This is a genomic window from Thalassospira sp. MCCC 1A01148, from assembly GCF_001613795.1.
Classification (GTDB): Bacteria; Pseudomonadota; Alphaproteobacteria; order Rhodospirillales; family Thalassospiraceae; genus Thalassospira.
This window is the reverse complement of record NZ_LPVZ01000012.1, coordinates 305,579-331,770: the sequence shown is the minus strand read 5'-3', so window position 1 is coordinate 331,770 and position 26,192 is coordinate 305,579. Positions and strand designations below refer to the sequence as shown.

Annotated in this window: 24 protein-coding genes; 9 read left to right on the top strand and 15 right to left on the bottom strand. The window is 51.9% G+C overall.

The window, feature by feature from the left end:
- Positions 1-103 precede the first annotated feature (103 nt).
- The 8 genes from AUQ43_RS04440 to AUQ43_RS04405 all read right to left on the bottom strand — a co-directional run bounded on the left by AUQ43_RS04440 (position 104) and on the right by AUQ43_RS04405 (position 8,693).
- Positions 104-1,099, bottom strand: a complete 996-nt coding sequence (locus AUQ43_RS04440; RefSeq protein ID WP_062954874.1) for an ABC transporter permease — start codon at positions 1,097-1,099, stop codon at positions 104-106.
- A gap of 26 nt (positions 1,100-1,125) precedes the next feature.
- Positions 1,126-1,866: an ATP-binding cassette domain-containing protein gene (locus AUQ43_RS04435; RefSeq protein ID WP_062954873.1), complete on the bottom strand. Its 741-nt coding sequence runs from the start codon at positions 1,864-1,866 to the stop codon at positions 1,126-1,128.
- Between the two features lie 41 nt (positions 1,867-1,907).
- Entirely contained in the window at positions 1,908-2,891 is a 984-nt protein-coding gene (locus AUQ43_RS04430; RefSeq protein WP_062954872.1) for an ABC transporter permease, read from the bottom strand.
- 3 nt (positions 2,892-2,894) lie between these two features.
- Entirely contained in the window at positions 2,895-4,412 is a 1,518-nt protein-coding gene (locus tag AUQ43_RS04425) for a sugar ABC transporter ATP-binding protein (RefSeq protein ID WP_114129903.1), read from the bottom strand.
- Between the two features lie 100 nt (positions 4,413-4,512).
- Positions 4,513-5,460, bottom strand: a complete 948-nt coding sequence (locus AUQ43_RS04420; RefSeq protein WP_062954871.1) for a sugar-binding protein — start codon at positions 5,458-5,460, stop codon at positions 4,513-4,515.
- A 133-nt stretch (positions 5,461-5,593) separates the two neighbouring features.
- Positions 5,594-6,598, bottom strand: a complete 1,005-nt coding sequence (locus AUQ43_RS04415) for a Gfo/Idh/MocA family protein (RefSeq protein ID WP_062954870.1) — start codon at positions 6,596-6,598, stop codon at positions 5,594-5,596.
- 82 nt (positions 6,599-6,680) lie between these two features.
- A complete protein-coding gene (locus tag AUQ43_RS04410; protein ID WP_062955259.1) occupies positions 6,681-7,664 on the bottom strand; it encodes a substrate-binding domain-containing protein in 984 nt (327 codons plus the stop codon).
- Between the two features lie 48 nt (positions 7,665-7,712).
- Positions 7,713-8,693 (bottom strand): NAD(P)-dependent oxidoreductase, encoded by a 981-nt coding sequence (locus AUQ43_RS04405; protein WP_062954869.1) that lies wholly within the window; start codon positions 8,691-8,693, stop codon positions 7,713-7,715.
- 300 nt (positions 8,694-8,993) lie between these two features.
- On the opposite strand from AUQ43_RS04405, the gene AUQ43_RS04400 reads away from it, so the two are divergent.
- Complete coding sequence (locus tag AUQ43_RS04400; protein ID WP_198157143.1) at positions 8,994-10,046, top strand: LacI family DNA-binding transcriptional regulator; 1,053 nt, start codon at positions 8,994-8,996, stop codon at positions 10,044-10,046.
- A 33-nt stretch (positions 10,047-10,079) separates the two neighbouring features.
- Here AUQ43_RS04400 and AUQ43_RS04395 read toward each other — a convergent pair whose 3' ends face one another.
- From AUQ43_RS04395 to AUQ43_RS20230, 6 genes are all read right to left on the bottom strand, one after another.
- The gene (locus tag AUQ43_RS04395) at positions 10,080-10,985 is read right to left on the bottom strand and encodes an SMP-30/gluconolactonase/LRE family protein (RefSeq protein WP_062954868.1); all 906 of its coding nucleotides are present in this window, start codon (positions 10,983-10,985) and stop codon (positions 10,080-10,082) included.
- Positions 10,986-11,093: 108 nt separating this feature from the next.
- Positions 11,094-12,095 (bottom strand): ABC transporter permease, encoded by a 1,002-nt coding sequence (locus tag AUQ43_RS04390; RefSeq protein ID WP_062954867.1) that lies wholly within the window; start codon positions 12,093-12,095, stop codon positions 11,094-11,096.
- A gap of 9 nt (positions 12,096-12,104) precedes the next feature.
- A complete protein-coding gene (locus AUQ43_RS04385; RefSeq protein WP_084271984.1) occupies positions 12,105-13,130 on the bottom strand; it encodes an ABC transporter permease in 1,026 nt (341 codons plus the stop codon).
- Positions 13,127-14,695 (bottom strand): sugar ABC transporter ATP-binding protein, encoded by a 1,569-nt coding sequence (locus AUQ43_RS04380; protein ID WP_198157142.1) that lies wholly within the window; start codon positions 14,693-14,695, stop codon positions 13,127-13,129. The genes AUQ43_RS04385 and AUQ43_RS04380 overlap by 4 nt, the downstream gene beginning before the upstream one ends.
- Before the next feature lie 72 nt (positions 14,696-14,767).
- Positions 14,768-15,880 carry a substrate-binding domain-containing protein gene (locus AUQ43_RS04375; RefSeq protein WP_062954865.1) on the bottom strand — a complete coding sequence of 371 codons (1,113 nt, stop codon included), beginning with the start codon at positions 15,878-15,880 and terminating at the stop codon, positions 14,768-14,770.
- Between the two features lie 48 nt (positions 15,881-15,928).
- Positions 15,929-16,237 (bottom strand): hypothetical protein, encoded by a 309-nt coding sequence (locus tag AUQ43_RS20230; RefSeq protein ID WP_114129902.1) that lies wholly within the window; start codon positions 16,235-16,237, stop codon positions 15,929-15,931.
- A 441-nt stretch (positions 16,238-16,678) separates the two neighbouring features.
- On the opposite strand from AUQ43_RS20230, the gene AUQ43_RS04370 reads away from it, so the two are divergent.
- Together AUQ43_RS04370 and AUQ43_RS04365 are read left to right on the top strand one after the other, a co-directional pair.
- Positions 16,679-17,527 (top strand): sensor histidine kinase, encoded by an 849-nt coding sequence (locus tag AUQ43_RS04370; RefSeq protein WP_198157141.1) that lies wholly within the window; start codon positions 16,679-16,681, stop codon positions 17,525-17,527.
- The gene (locus tag AUQ43_RS04365; RefSeq protein WP_062954863.1) at positions 17,508-18,242 is read left to right on the top strand and encodes a response regulator transcription factor; all 735 of its coding nucleotides are present in this window, start codon (positions 17,508-17,510) and stop codon (positions 18,240-18,242) included. The genes AUQ43_RS04370 and AUQ43_RS04365 overlap by 20 nt, the downstream gene beginning before the upstream one ends.
- 117 nt (positions 18,243-18,359) lie before the next feature.
- Here the strand turns inward: AUQ43_RS04365 and AUQ43_RS04360 are convergent, their stop codons facing one another.
- On the bottom strand, positions 18,360-18,839 hold the full coding sequence (locus tag AUQ43_RS04360) for a MarR family winged helix-turn-helix transcriptional regulator (RefSeq protein WP_062954862.1): 480 nt from the start codon (positions 18,837-18,839) through the stop codon (positions 18,360-18,362).
- A 323-nt stretch (positions 18,840-19,162) separates the two neighbouring features.
- Here AUQ43_RS04360 and ectA point away from each other — a divergent pair, with 323 nt between their 5' ends.
- The 6 genes from ectA to AUQ43_RS04330 all read left to right on the top strand — a co-directional run bounded on the left by ectA (position 19,163) and on the right by AUQ43_RS04330 (position 26,175).
- On the top strand, positions 19,163-19,711 hold the full coding sequence (gene ectA, locus AUQ43_RS04355) for a diaminobutyrate acetyltransferase (protein ID WP_062954861.1): 549 nt from the start codon (positions 19,163-19,165) through the stop codon (positions 19,709-19,711).
- A 127-nt stretch (positions 19,712-19,838) separates the two neighbouring features.
- Complete coding sequence (gene ectB, locus AUQ43_RS04350; protein WP_062954860.1) at positions 19,839-21,122, top strand: diaminobutyrate--2-oxoglutarate transaminase; 1,284 nt, start codon at positions 19,839-19,841, stop codon at positions 21,120-21,122.
- A 68-nt stretch (positions 21,123-21,190) separates the two neighbouring features.
- On the top strand, positions 21,191-21,592 hold the full coding sequence (locus tag AUQ43_RS04345; protein ID WP_008891076.1) for an ectoine synthase: 402 nt from the start codon (positions 21,191-21,193) through the stop codon (positions 21,590-21,592).
- Between the two features lie 83 nt (positions 21,593-21,675).
- A complete protein-coding gene (locus AUQ43_RS04340) occupies positions 21,676-23,181 on the top strand; it encodes an aspartate kinase (RefSeq protein ID WP_062954859.1) in 1,506 nt (501 codons plus the stop codon).
- 159 nt (positions 23,182-23,340) lie between these two features.
- Positions 23,341-24,165 (top strand): nucleoside triphosphate pyrophosphohydrolase, encoded by an 825-nt coding sequence (gene mazG, locus AUQ43_RS04335; RefSeq protein ID WP_062954858.1) that lies wholly within the window; start codon positions 23,341-23,343, stop codon positions 24,163-24,165.
- A 756-nt stretch (positions 24,166-24,921) separates the two neighbouring features.
- On the top strand, positions 24,922-26,175 hold the full coding sequence (locus AUQ43_RS04330; protein WP_062954857.1) for an acetyl-CoA carboxylase biotin carboxylase subunit family protein: 1,254 nt from the start codon (positions 24,922-24,924) through the stop codon (positions 26,173-26,175).
- Positions 26,176-26,192 lie beyond the last annotated feature (17 nt).

Here is a 26,192-nt window from a genome sequence, read left to right as displayed (position 1 = left end):
ATGTGTTCTATAATATATATTATGACAAATAAATAGCACCAACATTCAACGCCCCGGTTATTACGTGTTTGGATTAACTTCCGCCTTGTCACATCTGTTTTATCTACACTTTCTTCTGCCTGAAGCGATCGAATGCGACAGCGATAACAATAAATGACCCGACAAACGTTCCCTGCCAGAACGTGCTGATACCCAGCAAAATAAGGCTGTTGCGGATTACTTCGATCAACAACGCACCAACGACCGCGCCAAACGCTGTGCCTCCACCTCCGGCCAGATTGGCACCGCCGATAACAGCAGCAGCAATCACGGTCAACTCCATCGCCTGCCCGAGATTGGTCGTCACACCCCCAAGCCAACCAACTTCGAGGACACCGGCAATCCCCGCCATCAGTGCGGAGAACATATAAACACTGACCTTAATGCGTGCGACCGGAATCCCGGTCAGAACAGCAGCATTCTCATTGCCCCCGATGGCGAACAAATGTTGCCCCCAACGCAAATGCCGAAATGCGAACGCTGTGAGACACGCCAAGATGATCATGATGATCAACGGATGCGGAAGGCCAAAAGTTGCACCACCCCCAAGCCAGAGCAAGAAATCGTGATCTGGCCCGAACTCGTAGATCATCTTGTTGTCAGATAGAACCATCGCCAGGCTACGCGCGACAGATAACATCCCAAGGGTCACGACAAATGGCGGCATTTTCGCATAAGCGATCAGTACGCCATTAACCGCGCCGACCAGAAGCGAAACGGCTAGCGCTGCAATGCAGCCGGCCCAAAACGGCATTCCGGCCGACATTATGACACTCACAGTCATGGCAGAAATTACCAAGGTCGACCCAACTGACAGATCAATGCCACCTGATGCGATGACTGCGGTCATCCCAAGCGCAATAATCCCAACAAATGCAAAGTTGCGCGTCACGTTAAAAAGGTTTCGCTCTGTCGCAAAACTGTCGGTGAGCACGGTAAGAGCCAAACAGGCGAACACCGCCGCCAAAAACACCCAGAAAATCTGCTGATTGACGATCCGGGCGGCCCAACCATGGTGCTGGGAACGGTTTATAACGTCAGCAAGAGATGGATTTGCCATGTTTATTGTTCCTTTCTTAAACCCACTCATGCGCTTTCAATTGCCCCCGTAATAAGGCCCGTAATTTCTTCTGGCGATGACGCCGAGGCTTTTTTGTTTGCGACAAGCTCCCCACGCCTGAGAACCACAACCTTGCTGGCGACGTCAAAAACATCGGGCATACGATGGCTGATCAGGACAACAGCAATTCCATGATCACTCAGTTGCCGTATAAGGTTAAGAACCTCTGCCACCTGGCGCACAGAAATCGCTGCGGTTGGCTCGTCCATCAGGACAATTTTTGCATCGCTCAGAAGTGTCCTTGCAATCGCAACAGCCTGCCGCTGGCCACCGGACATTTTGTGCACCAAATCTCGCGGTCGGGTTTCGGACTTCAGACGGGCAAACAGCTCTGCTGACCGCTTGCGCATGAATGCATAGTCAACAACCTTGATCGGACCAATTTTTCTGGTGGGTTCACGCCCCAGAAACACGTTTGAAGCAGCACTCATATTATTGCAGATCGCAAGATCCTGATAGACGACCTCAATGCCTGCTTTCTGCGCATCCAGTGGTTTATGAAACGCCATTTTCTGGTCAGAGATAAAAACATCCCCGGAAGTCGGGGCAAAGTTGCCCGCGATGACCTTTACCAGGGTGGACTTTCCGGCGCCGTTATCCCCCATCAGCCCGACCACTTCACCTGGCTCAATAGCAAGCGACACATTATTGAGCGCCTGAATGGCACCATAACGTTTGGATATGTTTCTAAGCTCCAGGACGCTCATGACTTCCCCTCCTCTACGCAATCCCGTCAACTGACGGCCGGCTATTGTTTTTGCAGCAGACCCAACGCACGCTCGGTGTTCTTACGGCTGCGATAGGCCGCGAATTGCTGATCGGCCAAGACCCCCATAAGGATCACCGCGCCCATGACCGCAAAGTTCAGCGAGGATGGAATTCCGAGCAAATTCACCAGGTTTTGCAGTTCCTGAAGCAAGACGGCCCCCAGGACGATACCGATAACAGACCCTTCGCCGCCGCGCAGTGAGCATCCGCCCAAAACAGCCGCCGCAATAGCGTAAAGCTCATAAAAGTTGCCATGCGATGACGGCTGTACGGATTTTGTAAACATTGCGAAATATATCGCTGCAATCGAGGCTAATACGGCGCAAATGACATACGCGGCAATGGTGACAAAACGGGTATTTATGCCCGAGAACCGCGCCGCTTCCTCGTTCTTGCCAACGGCACATAGATGTCGCCCAAACACTGTATGATGCAACACGACCCACATCACAGCGGCAACAATCAGCATTGCCAGGAATGAGTGAGGAACACCAAAGCTCCGACCGATTGTCAGCCATTCAAGTTGTGGGTAGCTGGAGCCAAACGGGAATCCGGCGGTTGATTCTGCAGTGTAACCACGGGCAATCCCGCGATAAATCAACAGGCCGCACAATGTTACGACAAAGGGTTGGAGCCTGAACCGTGTAATCAGTATGCCGTGCGCAAGACCGATCAGCACACCCAAGCCGATGGTAACTGCCACTGCAGCGGGCCATGGCACGCCAAATTCGCCGACCATGTCGACAAACAAGACCCCGAGCAAGGCAATAACAGAACCAACCGAAAGGTCGATGCCCCCGGTCATGATGACAAAACCCTGCCCGATGGCAAACAGTCCAAACAGACCAATCAGGTTCGCAGTATTTCCGAGGTTAATCGGCGAGAGAAACAAGGGGTTACGCATATAGACAATTGCGCCAACCACAATAATCAGAACCCCAAGACCAATATCTTTTTTCTGCATTTTTCAGGCCTCTTCCAGCACTTTGCCGACGGCAAGGTTAAGCACGTTACTCTCGGAGAACCTGAGCCGAGGTAACTCGCCGGTAATAACCCCGTCTTTCATCACGACAATGCGGTCTGACACCCCGATCACCTCTTCCATATCGCTCGATATCATCATCACCCCTACTCCGCGATCCGCCAGAGATCGCATCAATCCATAAATCTCGGCTTTCGCGCCGACATCAATTCCCCGGGTCGGCTCATCAAAGATGATGACCTTCGGATTCATGGAAAGCCATTTTGCCAAAACAACTTTTTGCTGGTTTCCCCCCGACATTTCGCTGGCCGCACTGCGTACATCGTGCGTCTTGATGCCCAGTGCCTTGCGCTGGGCTTCGGCAACTGCCATCTGCCGCCGCTGAGAAACGATGCCATGGGTTGTGTAAGCAGGAAGACTTGCCATTGTGACATTTTCAAGCGTCGGAAATTCCAGGATCAAGCCCGCCCGTTTGCGATCTTCCGGCACAAGATAAAGTCCTGCCGCGATCGCGTCTGAGGGCGACTTGATCTCCAACGTCGCTCCATCAAGCGAAATCTCGCCACCAAGTTTTTCGCCAGCACCAAATATCGCTTCGGCCAAATCTGTGCGCCCTGCCCCGATCAACCCTGCAACACCAAGAATTTCGCCTGCCATCAGGTCGAAACTGGCTGTGTGATCCGGCTTGCTTTTGATCGATAGGTTTTTGACTGAGAGGATAGGCTTGGTCGCGGGTGCTGCGGGCGGTGTGTAAAGCGATTTAAGGTCTCGGCCGATCATCATGCGGATCATGGCATCATGCGTTACTTCTTCGCGCGCAAGTCCCCCCACATTTCGACCGTCCCGCAAAACAACCGCACGATCCACGCATTCCTCCACTTCGCTTAAACGATGCGAAATATAGACAACGGCAATCCCTTGCGTCTTAAGGTCCGCAATGACCTTTAAAAGCATGTTGGTTTCCGAAAGCGTCAGGCTTGACGTTGGCTCGTCCATGATGACAAGACGCGCATTCACAGACAAAGCCTTGGCAATTTCAAGCAACTGACGCTCTGCCAACGACAATGTCGAAACCATTGTTTCTGGTTTAAACGTCGCACCAACACGTTCAAGAAGCGGTCGCGCAAGATCATTCATCGCTTTTCGGTCAGTCAACCGAAGCGGTCCACGCACTTTTTCACGCCCCAGAAAGATGTTTGCAGAAACATCCATATTGTCGAACACGTTCAGTTCCTGATGGACAAACGCAATCCCGGCTTGTTGAGATTGCTTGACGTCAAACCCGTCATACTCCTGACCATCCAGAATGATCTTTCCCGAAGTCGGGGCAATCAGCCCACCAAGGATCTTCATCAAGGTCGATTTACCGGCCCCGTTTTCACCAAGAAGTCCAATAACTTCGCCTGCTTTGATCTGCAATGAAACATCATCAAGGGCAACCACGCCGGGATAAACCTTGGTGACACCTTCAAGTCGCAGATCAAGCTCATGCACTGCACTCATTATATTCGTCTCCCCAATGTCAATTCGACATCATTGGAAAGGTGCGAGCGGGCGCACTCGCAGATTAACTGCACCCGCTCGCTAGGCAGGGGGAAGAAAATTACCCGCCTATTCTTTCCTTAACGACGGCTTCGAACTCATCAACATTGGATTTGTCGATAACTTTGGTCGGCACGATAATCAGACCATCATCGGGAATCTTGGAGGTATCTCCTTCAAGGTAATCCGCCATCAGATGCATACCCTGATATCCCCACTGATAAGGGTCCTGCACGACAGTTCCGGCAAAACTGCCCTCGCGGACGGCGCCAAGCGTTACAGGGTCTTCATCAAACGCGATAACAGTGACCTGCCCCAATTTTCCGGCAGCCTGCAACGCTTCGTAAATTTTGGGTGGATTGTAGGAATAGAACCCGACCATGCAGTCGATATCCGGATTTGCAGCAAGCACATCATCGACATTTGAGCGCGCGCGTGCAAAGTCGACATCATCACCCCGGACATCGACAAGCTCAATACCACTGCCCTCAACGGCTTCACGGAAACCAGCAATGCGTTCAATTGCGTTGTCTGCACCAAGGAAACCGACAAAGCCCATGCATTTGCCACCATCAGGCATGGCTTTGACGGCGACTTCGCCAGCTTGGACACCTGCGGCAACGTTTGAAGACCCGAGATAGGAAATGCGATCACTTTGCGGTGCATCACTATCGGTGGTGAAAAGCGGAACCTGACCAGCGATACGGTTGAACGCATCAATGGAGTTTTTCGGGTCTGCCGAAGAGATCATGATCGCGTCAGTACCCCCTGCGACCAAATCGTCCATCAAGGCATTCTGCAGTGCAGCTGTGCCTTGCGCCGGATAACGGAATTGCAGCTCGTATTCCGGCAATTCGGCTTGCGCAGCCTCTACGCCGGCTTCTGCAAGTTTCCAGAAATCCGATGCCGCATTCACGACGAATGCGAGCTGTTGTTTTTCTTGTGCAAGCGCTCCGCCAGCCAAAACCACTGACAGACCAAGCGTTGCGAAGGTCGTTGCTATTTTCATGCGTTTAATCCTCCCGATTATTGAACCGCAGCACTATTTTATGAATTATCCGTGCGGATGTTTATTAATAATATCATTAATAAATTTGGATCAAGTGTTTTTAACCACTAATTGTTTAAGTGGATGGTTTTAATCACACATTGATCCATTTTTTTTGATGTTCGCTGGCGAAAACCGCGTCCAAAACACGCATCGACGCAATGGAATCCGCAATGCCGTACGGCAATGCGGTACCTGTAAGGATTGCCTGGGAAAACTGCTCGGCCTGTTCGGTGTATTGATCGCACGCAGGCAATATCTCACAGCCTGCAAGGCTGCCGTCGAGACTTTGACCATCATCAATAACCACAGCCGTTTCTTCGTCTGATGGCGCGTTATACGGAATCATGATTTTGGCGCGCGCCTTTGTGCCAAGGACAATTAACGTCTGATATGGACACAATTGCGTGGAAACGACGAAAGACAACTGCCGCCCGCGCCCAAAGTCCGCCACAACACTTGCCATTCGGTCTGTCTTGAATTCCGGGTCCCTGTCGATCAGAGCCATCACCTGCACGGGCTCGTTTTCAAACAAAAACCGCCCTGCAGTGATTGGATAGCACCCGATATCCATCATCGCCCCACCCCCGGCATCTGGGCGATTGCGAATATCGGAACCGTCAGTGTTAAAGTAGCTGAAAGCCGCCTGAATAGCCCTTACCTCTCCCAGCTCTCCGCTCCTGACCAAATCGCGGACTCGAAGCCATTGCGGGTGATAGCGAACCATGAACGCCTCTGCGATCAGAACGTTATCCGGACATTGCAGAAGGCGCCGTGCGTCGTCTGTATTCAATCCAATTGGCTTTTCACACAACACATGCTTCCCTGCCCGGGCCGCTGCGAGGGTCCAATCCACATGCATATGATTTGGCAAAGGGTTGTAGATCGCGTCTATTTCCGGATCTGCGATCAAGGCCTCATAAGAAGCATAGGATTTTTGAATTCCAAGATCATTGGCAGCCCTTGCCGATCGACCAGCATTGCGCGATGCAATCCCCAAGACATTTGAAGAACTGGACTTCTGGATTGCAGGAATAACCTTTTCCAATCCGATCTTGGCCGTTGAAAGAATACCCCAGTTGATTTTTCGCTTTGTCACGCCTGTCGCCTGTCCTGTCTGAATTTCGATAAAGATTGGGCCGGATCCATGGGAACCCGGCCCTGCTTACGCTACCTGAGCATCAATTATCCGCGCAGAAGCCCGGATCTGACTGATTGCAAATATCCAATCCCGTAAAGAGCGGGTCATCTACCTTTTTGCCATTGATCAGCTCGATCATGACATCAGGGGCGCGATAGCCCATTTCAAACGGGCGCTGACCAACCTGCGCATGGCTGCGGCCGTCCCTGAAGGCCTGCGTCTGCGGCGGAAGCGTATCCCCGGCAATCAGGATCAATTCCTTGGACTTCAGCCGATCCATGACCTGATCTGTAACCTGGGCATAAGCCTGTGGCGCGAACTGCGCCCAACCACCAATAAGGATAAAGGCATCGAGATCCGGGTTGGCAGTGAATGTATCGGCCATTTGCTGGTTCGCGAGATCAACCTGATCGTTTGTAAAGACCGGGCACCCATCGACTTCCGTCCAGCCATTGCTGTTATCAAGACGTTCAGTGCCCTTCACGCCTGAGATCGTGTCACGAAAGCCGGCCGCCCGTGCATTGATGTTGTCTGCCGCAACGTTCCCAAGCTGCAAGCAAACGGATCCGCCATCCGGCTTCAGGGTCATGGCCTCTTCGGCCATCTTGACCCCCATCAGATAGTTATCTGTCCCCAGATAAGTCGCACGCAAATCGCGATCTTTTTCAAGAAAGTCCGCATCAATCGTCATCACAGGGACATCCGGGTTGATCTGACGAATGCGGTTAGCCATTGCCGGCGCATTTGATGGCGAAATTGCGATGGCAGCAACGCCACGGGTTAGCAGATCGTCAACGATCTGAACTTCGCCAGCCTCATCCGCACTGGATGCCGGTCCGGTATAGAAGCACTCATATTCAGAGTCCTTGTTCTCCGACAACCACTGCTGACAACCAAGGTTGATTTGTTCAAAAAACGGGTTATCCAAGCCTTTGACTACGATGGCCAATGTCTTTTTTTCATCGGCATTTGCAGCACCAACACCTGTCGCAAGAATGAGCGCAGATGTGAGAGTTAGTAACATTTTATGTTTCACGTTTAGCTCTCCCTAGTTGGTCTGGCCCGAAGTTGATTACCCCGGATACCAGATTTTCCGAGGATCTCCCGGGCTTCTCTCGTATGACCAGGCCCGCTCGATCATTCCCTCGAAATCTACTTGCGGACGCCAACCAAGGGCGGATCGAGCCTTGGTGTTGTCCAGCCAGTTGCTATGAAACGGTGTGGGGATTTCGATGGCTTCCATACCCCGTGTCCGAACGAGGTAATCCGCCACTTGCGCATAATCGACCGGCTCATCCATAGCGATATTGAAAAGTTCTTGCATCGCCGCGGGATGATCGATGGCAGCAATCAACGCAGCAACGAGGTCATCGACATGCACAAAATTGCGTTTAAGTGGCGCCCCGGTTCTGTCACGCATCAGCGGCACAAAGTTGCCTTTTCCAAGGCGCGAAGCCTTGTCTGCGCTCATAAGGTCGCTCCAGACCGGGCCACCAAACTGATCAGCCCCGAATGAAAGCGCGTACCTGAAATCATCTTTCTCCATGATCCAGGGCGCGCGCAAAACGGTGCCATTTAGGCCATACTGGATTTGATATTGCTCAATCATGACCTCTTCGAGCACCTTGGTCAGCGCATAGCACCCGCTATAGGCTTTCCTCGGCGAGGTTTCCGTGATGGGTTCCGGGTATTCTTTGAAAATGTGCCCGACAGAACAGTCCCCTCCGATCAAAACAAACTGCTTGAATGTCGGTGACTGGCGTGCCGCTTCAAGCAGCAGGAACATGCCCTTAATCGCGACATCAATCACAAGCTCGGGGCTTTCTTTTACCGCGGCCATATGAAGAACGTGGGTTACGCCATCCATTGCACGCGCAATGGTCTCAGGGTCAGAGAGAGAACCGTTGATGACCTCTATCCGACCGTCTGTTTCGACCTTTCGGTTGTGACACAGCGCCACAACGCTGGCGGACGAATATTGCTCGCAACCAAGAAACGTCGCCAGAAACTCCCTGCCGACCTTTCCCGTCGCACCCGTAACCAAAATCTTCATTAATCATCCTTCCTGTTGAATTAATAATATTAATTAATATCTTTAAGTCAAGTGACCTATCGGACGTCTCGTCGATAAATTCATTAGTTTCTACAATTAATAAATATCGCGACTGAATCGCCTGACGGGTTGTTTTGATCAAACTGAACAGGTATTACCAATGACGATTTGAACGGGTAGGCATTCACCAAACCATTCAATTTGCGGAACCAATAGCTGTGTTTGTCGGCGGCTTCTCAATCACCTGACACAATCACTGCAAACAATCGCTTGGCAAAAAGACCAGAGGCAGAAAAGTCCATGTCGCAAAACAAACATTACGGTGGAAACAAGCGCCCCACGATGATGGATGTCGCTGCAATGGCGGGCGTGTCGCAGGCTACTGTTTCGCTGGTCCTGAATGGCAGCCCGGCCAAACTGACCGAAGCAACAAAGCAGCGCGTGATCGATTCTGCCGTCAAACTCGGTTACCAGCTTGTTCGCCGGGAAAGCCAGGTCACGCAGACCAGCAAATCACGTTCGACAATCATCTTTATCGCCGATGAAATCAGCACGGATCCCTGGATGGCGCTGGCCTTTGAAGGTGCCCACAACAAGGCGCTGGAGTACGGCATCAATGTCTGTCTGGCCGTCAGCCATGGTAACGCCAACATCGAAGCCAGCATCGTCAACCAGATGGCAGGCTCGAACGTTATTGGCTTTATCTACGGCACCATCCTGACAAGATTGGTGGAATTGCCCCCGGTTCTGTCGCAGAAACCGACTGTTTTGGCCAATTGCTATGACAGCACCCGCACCCTTCCGTCTGTGTTGCCCGGTGACTTGCTTGGTGGACGGGCCGCGACTGAACGGCTTATTCGCGCGGGGCGCAAGCGCATCGCAATCATTAATGGCCAGAAAGGTGTTGATGCGTCGCGTGATCGCTTGAAAGGATATCGACAAGCGCTTGCCAGTAACGACATCCCGTTCGACTCAACCCTTGTGCGCCCTGGTAACTGGGAACCCTCCACCGGCTATTCGATGACCCACGAACTTATGGCACTGGACAATCCACCAGATGCGATTTTCTGCGCAAACGATTTGATGGCACTTGGGTGTTTTGATGCCTTGCGCGAACTTGGGTTAAGCATCCCGGATGATGTTGCGGTAATCGGATTCGATGATCGAGAGATTGCACAACATACGCACCCTCCCCTCACAACGCTTATTCTCCCGCACTATGAGATGGGTGAAATTTGCGCGGAACTTCTTATCGACAGTGTCGGGGGACTTTTGGCGTCTCCAAATCAGATCAAAGTCGAATGCATGTTGGTTGAACGCGATTCTGTTGAACCCAACCCCAATTCGGAATGATCGCGGGCCCACTGCAGAGTGTATTTTCTTCGCTTAGCGCACCAACGCTTGGCTGTTGACGTGTATTGCGTAAACGCTTGATGTCGCTGTAATCATCAACTCGTTCCCACGCGCACCACCAAACGTTAAATTTGAGACGGTTTCGGGCACCAGAACCTTGCCAAGCAATTTGCCGCCGGGGTCAAAACAGTGAACGCCATCTGCGGCAGAACTCCAGACATTGCCGTAACAATCGACCCTTATCCCATCAGGCAAGCCATTGTCGATTTCGGCGAAATCGCGCCCATTTCCAAGCGCGCTTTCACCAACAACATCATAAACACGAATGACGGCCGGGATTGTCGCATCGTGGCTGCTTCCGGACTCGGTTACATAAAGCAGCTTCTCATCATTGGAAAATGCCAGGCCGTTTGGCTGTCTAAAGTCCTGTGCAACGCTTTCCACAATTCCGGTTTCTGGTTCAAGACGGAACACATTGTTGAATTCCTGCTCGGGTGTTGCCTTGTATCCCTCATAGTTCGACAAAATCCCGTAGGTTGGGTCCGTGAACCAAATTGATCCGTCTGTCTTCACCACGACGTCATTGGGCGAGTTAAGACGCCTGCCCTCAAAGCCATCAGCCAGCGTCGTGATCTTTCCGTTGTGTTCGGTCCTCGTGACCGTCCTTGATCCGTGCTGACAGGTCACAAGGCAACCATTGATGTCGCGGGTATTGCCATTCGCAAAGTCAGATTGATCGCGAAACTCGTTGACCGAACCATCACACATCCAGCGGAATATCTTCTGGTTCGGAATATCAGAAAACAGAAGGCATTGATGCGCCGGAAACCATACCGGTCCCTCTGTCCACAGATGCCCACCAGAGATTTTTCTCAGTCGAACATTTGGCAGAACCAGGTCGCGAAACCGATCATCCAAAATCTGATATGGCTCAAACATACCAGAAGTACTTTCAAGTTTGTCTACGGCGCAGTAAGCCACGTGACAATCCTTTGTGCTAAACAAGTTGTGTGACAAGAATGCTTGGCTCGAATGCGGTCACGTCCACTACCGCACCAGCTGCTGACGACCATAGATCAGCAACATCCCGATAATCACCGCCCCGAATACCACCTGACGGAAAGTATCGGCAGGAATATCGACACCGAGCTGGGCGAAGTATCTTTGCGGCTGAACCACTGAAAGCATCGACTGCAAGATGGTGATCAAGATGACCCCGGCGATCGTTCCGACATACTTTCCGCGGCCGCCAAGGACGTTTGTTCCACCAAGAATGATCGCAGCGATGGTTGGCAACAAATAAGGATCGCCCATTGCCTGATAAGAGCGGTTTGCCCACCCTGCCAACAGAACACCCGTCAATGCCGCGCATGCACCCGAAAAGATAAAGCAGGCCAGAATAACCTTGCGTGTATCCACCCCGCTCAGAAAGACGGATCTTTCCTGATTGCCAACGGCATAGATCCGACGGCCAAGAACCGTGCGATTAAGCATAAACACAATCGCCGAACCCAAAATGATCCAGATAAGAAGTGGGTTGGGAATGCCGGGAATGAGATGCCCGACCGCCAGTTCACGCATGAACTCGGTTGCCCGGTCTTGCGGTGCGAAACCGCCTGTATGATAAACCATAAGGCCCTGTGCAACCGCGTTCATTCCAAGGGTGAATATCATGGCCGGCGCACGCAGATACGCCACACCCAACCCATTCACCGTGCCGATCAATGCGCCACAGAAGACCCCGAACGGTACCGCAAGCGTGACACCCCATTCTGGCCCGAGGAAGCCGGTTGCACCCGTTGCCATCATGCCACCAACGCCAATGGTCCACGGGATGGAAAGGTCGATATGCCCCAACAGAATGACAAGCATCACGCCACTGGCAACCACCCCCAGGAAGGATGCGGTGTGGAGCTGCTGTATCAGATATTTTGGTGACAGAAATGCTGGCTCGACCATAGCGCCGATCAGTAGCAGAACAATTACACATGCAAATGCAATAAGGGTCGCCCGATCAAATTGCCTTGCGATTACGCCTGAAACACTCATTTTTCCGCCTTACCGATAAATATCTAGTCTGTTCTTAATTCGCAGAACACGTAATGAACCGAGACTGACCGCAACAAGCAGCACGACGCCAACAAACAGCGGCTGCAAAACAGGGTTGATGTCAAACACGATCAACAGATCCCCAACTGTCCGCATGACGAAGGCTCCGAAAATCGAGCCAACAGCACTTCCGACGCCACCAAACAAAGATGTTCCGCCAATCACCACGGCGCCGATTGAATTCAGCGTATATTCATTGGCAATCGACATCTTCGCCGCGCCGGAATAGGTCAATGCTGTTAAAAGGATACCGCCAATGGACGCCAGTAATCCGCTCAGGGTATATGCCAGCATCTTTGCGCGATTGATCGGAATACCGGACATATAAGCCGCTTGTTCTGATGAACCGATGGCGAATGCAGCTCTTCCCAGAACCGATCGGCGATACGGGATCCAGATGAACACGACCACTGCCAGCAACAGCAATACAGTATGCGGAACCGCAAATGACGAACGGGTCATGAAATCAGCAAGTTCGAAATTCACAGCCCCACCTGGTTGGGGACGAATGGCAAGCGCAACACCGAAATAGACGGCACTTGTCGCCAGCGTCGCAATCAGGGGCTGCAGGCGGCCATACACAATTATGACGCCATTTATCGCGCCACAGGCCAGACCAAGCAGCAACACGCCAAAGATCCCGAAAGTTGTTGCGACGGGTCCACCGACAACAATCGAAGAGGCAAGGCAGTTCGACAGCACAAACGTCGCGCCAACAGAAAGATCAAGACCGCGCGTGATAATCGGCAAAGTCTGTGCCATTGCCACCAGCGCAAGCAACGCACCTTTGTTTGCCGCCGTGTTGATCATATTCGGAGACAGGCCGACAGCCTGCTTCCAGCCATAGACAAGGAACATTGTCGTAAAGATCAGCATAGCGATCAGAACGCCACGCTGGGCCGCTGACAGACGTCCGATCCACGCGAAATATTTTGGCCGAGAAACCAGATCTGCTGGTTCAGATCCCACAGTCATGACGACACTCCCTGTTTCTTATTTTGCTCAGGTTGGGCCGCAACTTGGTCAGGAAGATTAAGCGCAGCCGACACCAGATTTGTTTCGTTAAGATCATCGCCCGCAAGGGTGCGAACGATCCGGCCGTCATACATGACAAGAACGCGATCACAGCAACCGATCAATTCGTCATAGTCGGTTGAATACAAAAGGATTGCGCATCCCTGTGCGGCGAGCTTCTGCAGAAGTTGATAAATTTCCTGCTTGGTACCGACATCGATGCCGCGGGTTGGGTCGTTTAAGAGGATAATTCTTGGCTTGGTCATCAACCATTTACCAATGACGACTTTTTGCTGGTTGCCGCCTGACAAGGCCCCGACCGGCCCGTCGATGCCGTCAGCCTTGATCTTGAGAAGCTTGACCATCTCATCAATCGCTTCTTCTTCCGCATGGCTATCAACAATGCCCAGTCGGCTCATTTTTTCGACCGCTGCAAATGACAGGTTTTCACGCACCGTCATTGAAAGCATCAAACCCTCGTATTTGCGGTCCTCTGGCACAAGAGCAATGCCGATATCATCAGACTTGGCCATCTTCGGGCTATTTAACTTAACCGCGGTTCCGTTGACCTTTACCGAACCGGTCGACCCGATCAGGGTGCCAAACAGGCCAAGTTGCAACTGTCGCTGTCCCTGCCCGTCCAGACCACCCAGTCCAACGATTTCACCCGGTCGCATCTCAAGATTGATGTTGTTGAGCTCGTTATTCCACGAAAGGTTCTCGACTTCGAGGATTGGCTCGGATGCCACGGGACTGGTGCTTTTCGCAGGATAAACACTGCTGTATTCGCGACCGATCATCATCTCGACAACAGCACTGTCGGACTTCGTACCATTGGCAAAAGTTTCGACCTTGCTGCCATTGCGATAAACGGTGCATGTATCTGCCAGTTCCGCAATTTCGGGCATCCGGTGCGAAATATAGATGATCGCCATGCCCTCATCGCGAAGCCGGTGAAGCATCGAGAAAACCTTCTCTACGTCGGCCGCCGTCAATGCAGAGGTTGCTTCGTCGAGGATCAGGATTTTTGGATTGCGTGCCAAAGCCTTGGCAATTTCCACCATCTGGCGCCGCGACAGCGAAAGACTACTCACCGTAGCCATCGGATCGATGTTTTCACCTCCAACCCGCGCAAGGGCTTCTTCCGCAATCTGGCGTTGCGCACGATAGTCGATAAGCCCCAGCTTGTTGCGTGGTGGACGGGTGATACCGATATTGTCGGCAACCGTCAGGTCCGGCAACAGGGAGAGTTCCTGAAAAATGCACGAAACCCCCAGATCATTTGCTTCCTGCGGATTTGCGAAATTGACGACATCTCCATCGATCTTGATGGTGCCACTATCAGGCTGCACAACGCCCGACAGAATTTTGATCAATGTCGACTTTCCAGCACCATTCTCACCAAGCAGTGCGTGAATAGATCCACGTTTGGTGTCAAAGCTGACGTCTTCAAGCGCGCGAACCCCGCCATAGCGCTTGGTAATGCCCGACATTGACAGTAAATAAGGAGAGTTGCTCTCTGACACGGCAGTATTCCTAATCAGACTTGAGTACCGCCGACCCAAACAGGGTCGACGGTATTTGGATGCTTGTTATTGTTAGTTATTTTCGCCGGTCTGCGAGGCGATTTCCTCTGCCGTGAAGCCGATATTGCAGGATTCAAAATTGTTACCCGCAAAGAAGCTACCCGGCAGTTTCGGGAACATCTCGACGCCTTCCTCAAACGGCGCATAAGAAATCGAAGTCGGGAGTGCAATTTCCGACGGAACAACCTCGCCCTTCAACGCCGCAATCGCGGTTTTGATGGTTACAGAGGACTGCGCGGGGCCCGTTCCACCGGACTGACAGCTTAGACCAGCCTTATTGCAAAGCTGTCGGAACGCATTTTCGGTTTCGCCGGAAATCGGGGCCTTGAATACGCCAGCATCCAGCATTGCCGTGGCAACACCTTGCGAGCCACCCTGTACATAAATCCCGTCAAACACACCACCGGCTGCGATGGCATCTGCGGTTACTTTCTGCCCGTCACCCGGGGCCCAGTTTCCGACAACATCGACCACTTCGATATCGCGACCGGATGCCTTGATGACCTCAAGGAAGCCATCGTTTCGTGCAATATCGACCGGCTGCCCTGCCGGACCACGCACATGGAGGAACTTGGCCGGACCATCACCACTTTCCTTAAGCAGGAATTCCCCAGCTGATTTACCCAGGCCCTTTTGGTCGACATTGATCGCAATTTGGTTGGGATCATCAATAACGTTGTCAAACGACAGAACCACCACATCGGCTTCATTGGCCTTGCGTACCACAGAACCAAATGCCGCCGTGTTGTTGGCGTTGATGATGATGGCGTCAAAGCCCTGGTCGATAAAGTTGTTCGCAGCAGCAATCTGTGCGGCAATGTCTTCGCCAACCGACACAACCTTGAACTCTTCGATGTCGGCAGCGACAGCCGGTTGGGCAGCATATGCTTTCGCAACCGCGATCATTTGAACGCGCCAGTCATTGGCAATAAAACCGTTTACCAGTGCGATTTTGTATGGGCCCTCACGCGCAGGCCACTGGAAATAGTTGGTGTTTTCCGATACCGGCGTGAAACAGGATGGATCGGCACCAGGACCCGCAACGGTTTGCGGTCCAGCCATCGCTACGTGTGCGGTCATCATCAACGCGACAGTAGCTGTCGTCATAGTCAATAGTTTTTTCATGGTATTCCTCCCGTTGGATGCATTGTTCTTTATGTCATCCGCTGCAGGTCAGCGCCGCAGCCCGCATTGTGAAATTATCTTGGTCGCCCTTTTGCCAATTGCTTTCATCAACACTTCTGACTGGTGATCAGAAATGGCGGTATCGTCTGTTACCTGTAAGGAAGTTTCGTCATCACGCAGATATTGCGTAACCCGAACATTTCCCCTGATGTCAGCTTGTGACTTATTGTTTTTTTGTTTTAACCCTTGCCGTTGATCGGCAAGATTGGGTTTACGCCAGCAAAGCCAAGCGAAAACCGTTGCGCAACCTTCATTGCTTTCAATTAAATCGTAAAGAGCAGTTTCCGCACAACGCATACGGTGTTACGCATCCAAGTTGCGGGTTCCCGCAAGACAAGGGAAATGCCTGCGAATATTATTCAAAGGGCGGAGGAAACAACCATGTCGGATCTTGCTCATTACCTTCGAATATCCAATTTGCTTGCAGGCAACCTTGATATTCATTCGGCCCTAAGTTCGGTAAAAACCGAGATCGAAAAGATCATTGAGTTTGATCATCTGGATGTCTGCCTGATTGACACAGACAAAATGTGGGCGACGGCATACGAGGTTGGCGTTGAAACCGCCTGGAGCAAGATGCGCTCGAACGTCCACAAGGCTCCCATCCGCGATATCCTTCTGGGCAACACAGATCATCTTCTGACGGGAAATGCCCTTAAAGACCCTCGTTTCGTTTTCCCCGGCGCGGTAAGTGCGCCGATCATTGATCACGAATTACGCAGCCGTGTCAGCGTCGGAATGAAGGTTCTTGGTGAAGTCGTTGGCTCATTGAATTGCTCTTCAACAAAAGAAGATTTTTACGACCATAGCCACCTTGAGCAAATGCGCATCTTGGCCGATATGCTCGCGCCCTATTTTCACGCCTTGCGGGCCAACGAAAAGGCAAACAAGGAAGCGATTATGCGCGCAGAAATACTTGCGCGCGAAGAAGGATTACGGCTCGGTGCGCTAAGCCTGACAGACGCGCTTGAGGCAGAACGTCAGCGTATCGGCATGGATTTGCACGATCAAACCCTGGCCGACCTGACCCGCATCGCCAGGGACCTGCGCCCTGGCCTAAGCGAGGCCCAGTATCTGAGATTGCAACGACAAGTCCAAAACATGATTCAGGGGCTTCGGGACATCATCGACACTTCCATCCCCTCAATCCTTGACCTGTTCGGTTTCCACCATGCTGTTCAAACGCACCTTGAACGTGCTGTAAGCTATGACAGCACAATGCAATTCAAGGTCAATGACGCGACAGATGGCGCCATTGACTTGTTGCCTGAAACAACCCGCATCGCGATTTTCCGCATTTGTCAGGAAGCAATCAACAACGCCGTGCTGCACTCGAATGCTTCGCTTGTGTCTGTGCAGGTTACAGCCTCCCCGGATAATGTCTTGACCATCCAGATCTCAGACAATGGAAAATTCCGACCGCAACCCATGAAACCCTCTAGTGGGCTTGAACATATGAAAACGCGCGCCAGACTGATTGGGGCGCATTACGATCTTGCCACGTCAGACGGAACAACTGTGACAATCAAGTTGCATCAAAAAACCAGACAACAAGGAGAAAACGTCAATGAAAATATTGCTGGTTGAAGATGACAACATGCATGCCGATTTTCTGCTGGAAATCGTCGAGCAAACATTGCCGGAATTTGATGAAATTCTCGTCGCCAATAACGGCAAGGAAGCGGAAACCCTTGCGCATCGGCATCAAATCACTGCGATCGTGATGGATCTTCGGATGAAAGAACATAACGGGATTGAGGCAGCCCGAACAATCTGGGCAGGTCGACCCAATACAAGGATCCTGTTTTGGTCGAACTATTCAGATGAGGCCTATTTGCGCGGAATCACGCGCATTGTCCCCGACCAGGCGGCATATGGTTACGTTCTCAAAACAGCGACACAGGATAAAATGCGGCTGGCACTGCGCGCTGTTCTGATCGAAGCCCAGATCGTGGTTGATCGTGAAGTCCATCAAATCCAGGCCCAGCAGATGCGCTCACGCAGTGCGCTCACCGAATTCGAATATCTGATCTTGCTTGATCTGGCGCTGGGCCTTCCTGACAAGGCAATCGCAATGCGACGAAAGCTGTCATTACGCACCGTACAAAACCGGTTGCTGTCGCTCTATGACAAGCTTGACGTCGAAGCACATGATCAAAATGAAATGGGCGTCGTCCTGAACAAGCGTACGCGTGCGGTATCCAGTGCCATTGCCCGCAAGATCATTAACCGGGAAGGTTTGATTACGGCAAACAAAGAACTAAGCGTCTGGCTTGAGCGCCCGTCTGTTTCTCAGGATTAGAGATCCTTCTATGACAACCTTCATGCTCTCTGAACGTCCCGCTCGCGAGCATCGAACCTTGGCGCCTTTCAACCTTTGGGCCGATGCATTTGCGGTGCGGCCCCCTGGTTGTTGCCGCTAGTCACGTTTTTCAACAATAACGTTGTGGTCCAGAACCGGCGCGACATCGATGTCGCTGGCGTCCATCATGCCTGAAACACGTTGAAGGGCTGCGATCAGAAAAGTCTGTTCCCATTCTTCAAGACTATTGAAGTTATCAGAAAACCGGTCGTGAAGTGCCATCGGTGCGCGATCAAGGATTGCCCTGCCCTGGTCGGTCAGCCGGACAAACACCTTGCGCTTGTCGGTATCGCCACGCTCGCGGGTAACAAGCTGCATTGCTTGCAATTTGTCGACCAGAGCTGTGGTCGACGCCTGGGCCAAATTGACTTTGGCCGCAATCTGGCCAACCGTCATCTCGCCGAATTCCTCAAGAGACTGCAAAACAAGAAGCTGTGACGTTTTAAGCCCGGTTACCTTACCAAGCCTTTTTGCGTGGATATCACTCGCGCGCAGGATACGGCGGATGGAGATCAACGCTTCATGCAATTTATCCATTGTTATTTTCCGGGCATCTTCGGTTTTCTGTAGAAAACGCTGTTTTAGCCCTACGGCCGCAATTTCGCAATGGTTTAAGACATTTTTGCATCGAATTTCGATCATTTTTTACATCGAAACCCGCTCTTTTCAGGAAATAATATTTCATCGAAAGAATATAATCACTATCGGACGTCGATACATTTATATTTCATTTATTTTCAATGACTTATACATTTTCACAGGAAAGTCACAACAATAGGGTTGATCAATTTACATCGCTATTCTATATATCTCTCGCGGCATAAATGATCGCATATCGAAATAACAGAGCAGGCAGACCGATGAAAATTGCCAACACAAACGGCAATACCGGCCAGAAAGCCAACCTGATTATCCGTAAACCCAAAGCCACAGACGGCTCTGCGGTGAACAACCTGATCGCCGACTGCAAGCCGTTGGATGAAAACTCGGTGTACTGCAATCTGCTGCAGTGTTCACACTTTGCTGACACATGCGCGATTGCCGAACTGAATGGCGAAGCCGTAGGCTTCGTTTCGGGCTACATCGTCCCGGATACACCTGAACAGCTTTTCATCTGGCAGGTCGCCGTTTCCCCGAAGGCCCGTGGCCTGCGCCTGGCGAAACGCCTGATCCTTGACATCCTGGATCGTCCGTCCTGCCACGGTGTCTCTCAGCTGAACACGACGATCACGTCAACCAACGCTCCTTCGCAGGGTGTTTTCCGCTCCGTTGCACGCGAACTGGGCGCCGACGTCAAACGCAAGGTTCAGTTTGAACGTGAAACGCACTTTGAAGGTGCCGCTGCCAGCGAAATCTTGTGGCAGATCGGACCGTTCGAGCGCGAAGACGTCGAACGCGTCGCTGCCTAATTCGGCAGACCAATTTTTCCCCATCTTTCATGCACGAAATGGCTCGATCATTTCTGGAACATCCGGCAAGCCGGAACGTTTGGCATGACAGGTGGACTTGATTTTTCCCAATCTGAAAGAGGGAACTATGACTGTATTTGATCGCCTTGAATCGGAAGTTCAGAGCTACGCACGCTCCTTCCCTGTAACCTTTGAATCGGCAGAAGGCGCATGGCTGACCGACGAAGATGGCAACCGCTACCTTGATTTCCTTGCAGGTGCAGGCAGCCTTAACTATGGCCACAACCATCCTGTTCTTCAGGAAAAGCTGATTGATTATATCAAATCAAACGGTGTGACCCATGGTCTGGACATGCACACCAAGGCCAAAGCCGCTTTCCTTGAAGCCCTTGAAGAAAAGATCTTCAAGCCGCGCGACATGGAATACAAGGTTCAGTTTACCGGCCCGACTGGCACCAACGCCGTCGAAGCTGCCCTGAAACTGGCACGCCGCGTCAAAGGCCGCGAAACCGTGATTTCATTCACCAATGGCTTCCACGGTTGTACTTTGGGTTCGCTTGCCATCACCGGTAACGAACATCATCGTGGCGCTGCCGGCGTATCGCTTGATAACGCTGTTGCTGTTCCGTTTGACGGTTACATGGGTGACGGTGCGGACACCACCGAATATCTGGACCGTGTCCTGTCGGACAACTCCAGTGGTATCGCCCTGCCCGCAGCCGTTATCGTTGAAACGCTTCAGGGTGAAGGCGGTCTGAATGCAGCTGACTTCGGCTGGCTCAAGAACCTGGAGAAAGTTTGCCGCAAGCATGACATCCTTCTGATTGTCGATGACATTCAGGCGGGTTGTGGCCGTACCGGCACGTTCTTTAGCTTCGAACCTGCGGGCATCAAGCCGGACATGATTACCCTGTCGAAGTCGCTTTCGGCTTATGGTCTTCCGCTTGCTGTGCTGCTGATGAAACCGGAATTTGATGTCTGGCATCCGGGCGAGCACAACGGCACCTTCCGTGGCAACAACCACGCGTTTGTGACCGCTGCTGCCGCACTTGAGCACTTCTGGTCTGACGACCAGTTCGCCGCTGACGTTCGCGACAAGGCTGCGTTCCTTGAAACGCGCCTGACCGAGATCGCTGATCGTTATGGTGATGGCAAAATTTATCGCAAGGGCCGTGGCCTGATGCAGGGTATCTGCTTTGAAAGCGGTGAGCTCGCATCACAGGTGACCAAGGAATGTTTCAAACATAACCTTGTAATTGAAACCAGTGGCCCGGAAGATGAAGTTGTCAAATGCCTTGTGCCTTTGATCATCTCCAAGCAGGATTTGGCACATGGTCTGGAAATCCTTGAACTGGCAACTGCCAAAGCCATGGGCAAGGACGTCACCCCGGCCAAAGCTGCCGCTGAGTAACAAAAAGTTGGGGCGACGCTTTGATGCGTCGCCCTGCCCCACAACTTAATTATATCAAAGAGTTAAAAATGATTGTTCGTACTCTGAAAGAATGTGAAGCATCCGGTCGCCGCGTGGTTTCGGACAATTGGGAAAGCACCCGTCTGTCACTCGCAGAAGATGGCATGGGCTTCTCGTTCCACATCACCACCATCTATGCCGGTACTGAAACAGAAATCTGCTACGCCAACCATTTCGAGACTGTTTATTGCATCTCGGGTAATGGCGAAGTGGAAACCATTGCTGACGGCAAGAAATACAAAATCGAGCCGGGCACTGTTTACATCCTCGACAAACATGACCGCCACTATCTGCGCGGCGGCACCGAAGACATGGTTGTGGCTTGTGCCTTCAACCCGCCGCTCAATGGTCGTGAAGTTCATGACGAAAACGGTGTCTACCCGCTCGATGGCGAAGCCCTCGCCAGCTAAAAGCTTTTGTGCGGGGCAGCGACAATCTGCCCCGCGCGCTCTTGAGCATATTTTTTTAAGGATACGCCCCCAAAGGAGGCAACATGCTTTCAGCCCAGAAAAACAAGGACGCTGGGCATAGCGTTCACAAGATCGGTGGTACGTCGATGACCCAGGTTGATGCGGTCATGGACAACATTCTGGTCGGCAATCGTAGCGAAGACGAACTTTACAATCGTGTCTTTGTCGTTTCGGCATATGGCGGCTTTACCGACCTTCTGCTCGAAAACAAAAAGACTGGCGAAGCAGGCGTCTATCAGCTTTACGCCGGTTCGGAGACCGATTGGGCCTGGGGCGATGCCTTGACCATAGTTTCCGAAAAAATGTGCGCCATCAACGAGGAAATCTTTGGCGACGCTCCGGAACTGAAGCTGGCCAATGCCTTTGTGCAGGAACGCATCGAAGGCACGCGCAGCTGCCTGATGGATCTTCATCGCCTGTGCAGCTTCGGTCATTTCAAGCTTGAAAAGCATCTTCTGACCGTGCGTGAAATGCTTTCTGCGATTGGTGAAGCACACAGTGCGCACAACACCATGTTGCTCCTGCGCGCCAAGGGCGTTAATGCCGTGTTCGCCGACCTTTCTGGTTGGCGCGAACCAGAGGCATCCACCCTTGATGGCCGCATAAACAAGGTATTTGAAGACATTGATCTGTCAAACCAGCTTGCGATCGCTACAGGTTACGCTCAGTGCAGCGAAGGCCTGATGAGCATCTATGGCCGTGGCTACAGTGAAGTGACCTTCTCGCGCATTGCCTGCCTGACTCAGGCCCGTGAAGCGATCATTCACAAGGAATTCCATCTCTCGAGCGCTGACCCGCGCATCGTTGGTGAAGATGCCGTACGCCCGATTGGCCGGACCAGCTATGACGTGGCCGACCAACTGTCGAACATGGGCATGGAAGCCATCCACCCACGTGCCGCCAAGGGCTTGCGTCAGAATGACATTCCGCTGCGGATCGCCAATACCTTTGAACCGGAACATCCGGGCACGGTTATTGATGATCATTGGGAACCGGAAAATAGCCGCGTTGAAATCGTGACCGGCGTACCAACCGCGTTCGAAATTGAAGTCTTCAATCAGGACATGGTTGGTGTTCCGGGTGGCGAAGAGTCCATTCTGAACGTTCTGAAACGTTACAAGGTGCCGACTGTCACCAAGAACCTGAATGCCAACACGATTACGCATTATGTGTCAGCACCGCTGAAACAAATCCGTCGCTGTGTTGACGAGATCGAGGCAAACCAGCCCGAAGCAACCGTTCAAACCCGCAAGGTTGCGATTGTTTCGGTCATCGGCGCCAATATCGAACAGCCGGGTCTGTTTGCCCGTGCGGTTACGATACTGGATGAAGCCGGTGTTGAACTGGTGGCCTCCCACTATCCGAGCCGCCGCGTTGATCTGCAGTTTGTTGTTGCAGAAGGGGACTTTAACAAGGCTATCGTCGCCCTGCATCGCGGTCTGGTCGAAGGTAAAAAAGAAGAAAGTGCATCATCCACGCAATCCAAGGATGACAGCACCGAAAAACAGGAAAAGCTCAAGGCTGCATAAGCCAAAAGGGCATCCAAACATCACAGCAAAACCCGCAAGTGCCAGACCGGCCTTGCGGGTTTTGTTTTGCTCTCATCATCTACTTGTCAGTTCTGGTGCAGCGCGATAGGACTTAACAATCAAACGGGGCACAGCAGCAAAGCAAACAGGACATTCACCATGACCACGCATAACAGCAAAGCCATAAACGACCTTCTTGACGTCATGGCAAAGCTGCGCAACCCGGATGGCGGTTGCCCGTGGGACCTGGAACAGGATTTCTCGACCATTGCCCCCTACACTATCGAAGAGGCCTACGAAGTCGCTGACGCCATTGCCGACAACGACATGCCCGAACTGTGCAACGAGTTGGGCGATCTGCTTTTGCAAGTTGTCTTCCATGCCCAGATGGCAAAGGAAGCAGGCCATTTCGAGTTCGAAGACGTCGCCAACAGCATCGTTTCAAAAATGATCAGCCGCCATCCACATGTCTTTGGCGACGGGGATGCCACAACAACCGATGGCGTTAATCAGACCTGGGAAAAGATCAAGGCGGCCGAACGCGCTCAAAAGGCCGAAGTCAAAGGACATGAACGCCACAGCGCCCTTGATGGGGTGGCAAGTGCCCTGCCCGCATTGATGCGCGCTGAAAAACTGACCAAGCGTGCCGCCCGCGTTGGCTTTGACTGGCCCAGCACCGATGAAGTCTTTGAAAAACTTCATGAAGAAATCGACGAACTCAAAGCCGAAATGACCGCAAGCCCCGACCAAGCGCGATTGCAGGACGAGTTAGGGGATATGCTGTTTGTCATGGCCAATTTGGCACGAAAGATCGGGGTGGATCCGGAAGTCGCACTCCGCGGTGCCAATCACAAATTCACCAAACGCTTCCATTTCATTGAAGACGAGCTCGCCCGTGACGGACGAACCGCAGCAGATTCCGACCTGACTGAAATGGATGGGCTATGGAACCTCGCAAAGAAGGTAGAGCGAGGCGAAGTTTAACACTGCGCATGCACAACCCCCGAAGACATCTTCAAATGGGGCACTGACTACCCAGAATTTTTGCAGTGGTTTGGATACTCTTGTCATGGAAACTGATCAATCAGAGTTCCGGTCTTCTGCCTCGGTTTTTCTTGACCCCCTCCGCAGCCCCACACAGCCACCCGTTAGGCGTGAACAAAACATGCTCGTCAGTATTTTTAAGATTATTAGGTCATCATCCAAAATAACTTTTCCACGGAATATAGAACTCACAACCATAATATGTGGCGTTGAATAAAAACAACTAAATTACAAATATATTTTTATGGCGCACGATTAAACCAAAATCCACAGATTATCTTCGTTTCTCTCGATTTTATTTCACGTATTTCTATCTAAATATCACATTTCAGGGACAATCTGACCTGAATTAATGCGTCTTATTTAGATATATATTAGTCTCTGATTTTGCTGAAATTCGACATTGCAGCTTAAATGCGTTATGGTCCGCCCCATGCTGACAAACATAACAACGTCGTTCATGCACATCTTGCGCGCACATGCCGCATCCGAAGCTGATGAATCAAGCACAAGCAGGGGAAAATCACCCCGTTCAGCACATCAAGCCAATATGACCGTAGCCTCCTAAACCGTTGTTGAACAACGGTCGTGGCTTCAGCACGCGTGGCGTGCTGATCCGGTTTTCGGCCGTGTTCATCAAAGCCGTCATATTTCATACCGCGACCAAGACATAACCGTCGAAGGGAACGAATAACTATGACTACTGAGCTAGCATCAAACCAAGAGAACCCCAAAGACCCTAACAAGGGCTACATTGCCATTATTGGCTGGAGCCTCAAGGCCATTGACGCCATTGACCGCTTCGACCGACGTTACATTGTGGTTGCCCCGGATTGGGCTGAGCCGTACGCCAAGGAACACGGTATTCCGTTCCTCAAATGGAATTTTGACCGCTTGAACGAGCGATCGTACGAGCTCGCCCAGACGCTTCAAGAAATGGGCGTCGACGTTGCGATCCCGTTGTTCGAAGAAGTTGTGGAATGGGCCGGTGCCATCAACGCGGTCCTGTTGGACAATCCCCGTCTGCTCAACCAGTCAATGCTGTTTCGTGACAAATCGTTGATGAAGCGCCGTGCACAGCTTGGCGGTATCCGCGTGGGTATTTTTGAAGAAGCCCGCGAGAGGAGCGACGTTATTCACTTCCTCAAACGCGTCAATCAAGCCTTGATGAAGCTCGACGGTGACCCCAACGATCCAATCCACCTCAAGGCTTTCGACATGGCAGGTTGTTTGGGCCACCGGGTGGTCCATACGCCGGACGACGTGGAAAACATCCCCGATGATGAGTTTCCGTGTTTGATGGAAAGTCACCTCGACGGCTTTGAGTTTGCCTGCGAGGCGTTTATTTGGAACCGCAAAATCCAGTTTCTCAACATTTCCGAATACGTCACCTTAGGTTATTCGGTGTTCGTCCCGGCGTCACCCGAAATGGAAAAATGGCGTCCACAAGTAGAAGACGAAATCAACAAACTGATCGAGACCTTCAACATTGATTTCGGTTTCATCCACCCTGAATACTTTGTCACGTCCGACGGCAAGATGCACTTCGGCGAAGTTGCTTACCGCCCGCCTGGCTTCAATGTATTTGAACTGATGGAACGTACTTATGGTTTCAACGCCTATCACGGGCTGGTATTAATGTTCGATCCAAAATCGACAGCCGAAGAGGTCGAGGCTTTCTTCCCTCGCGAAGTCGTGGACGCAACAGGTTATGCCGGGTGCTTTGGTGTCTATCCGCGCCGCCGGGTGGTCAGCGAACTGCAAATCCCAGAAGAGACGGAAAACCATGAATATTTCGAGTTTCACGAGCTGTCCGCGCCGGCAGAAGCCAAGGTCCCGAAGCGCACAGCTTTTGGCACACACTGGGGGCTGGCATACTTCTTCGGCGACAATGCAGAACGCATGCGTGAGCTGCTCAATCGCCAAGAAGAACTCGATTACTACGTCTGACGTCCATCCGACGTACA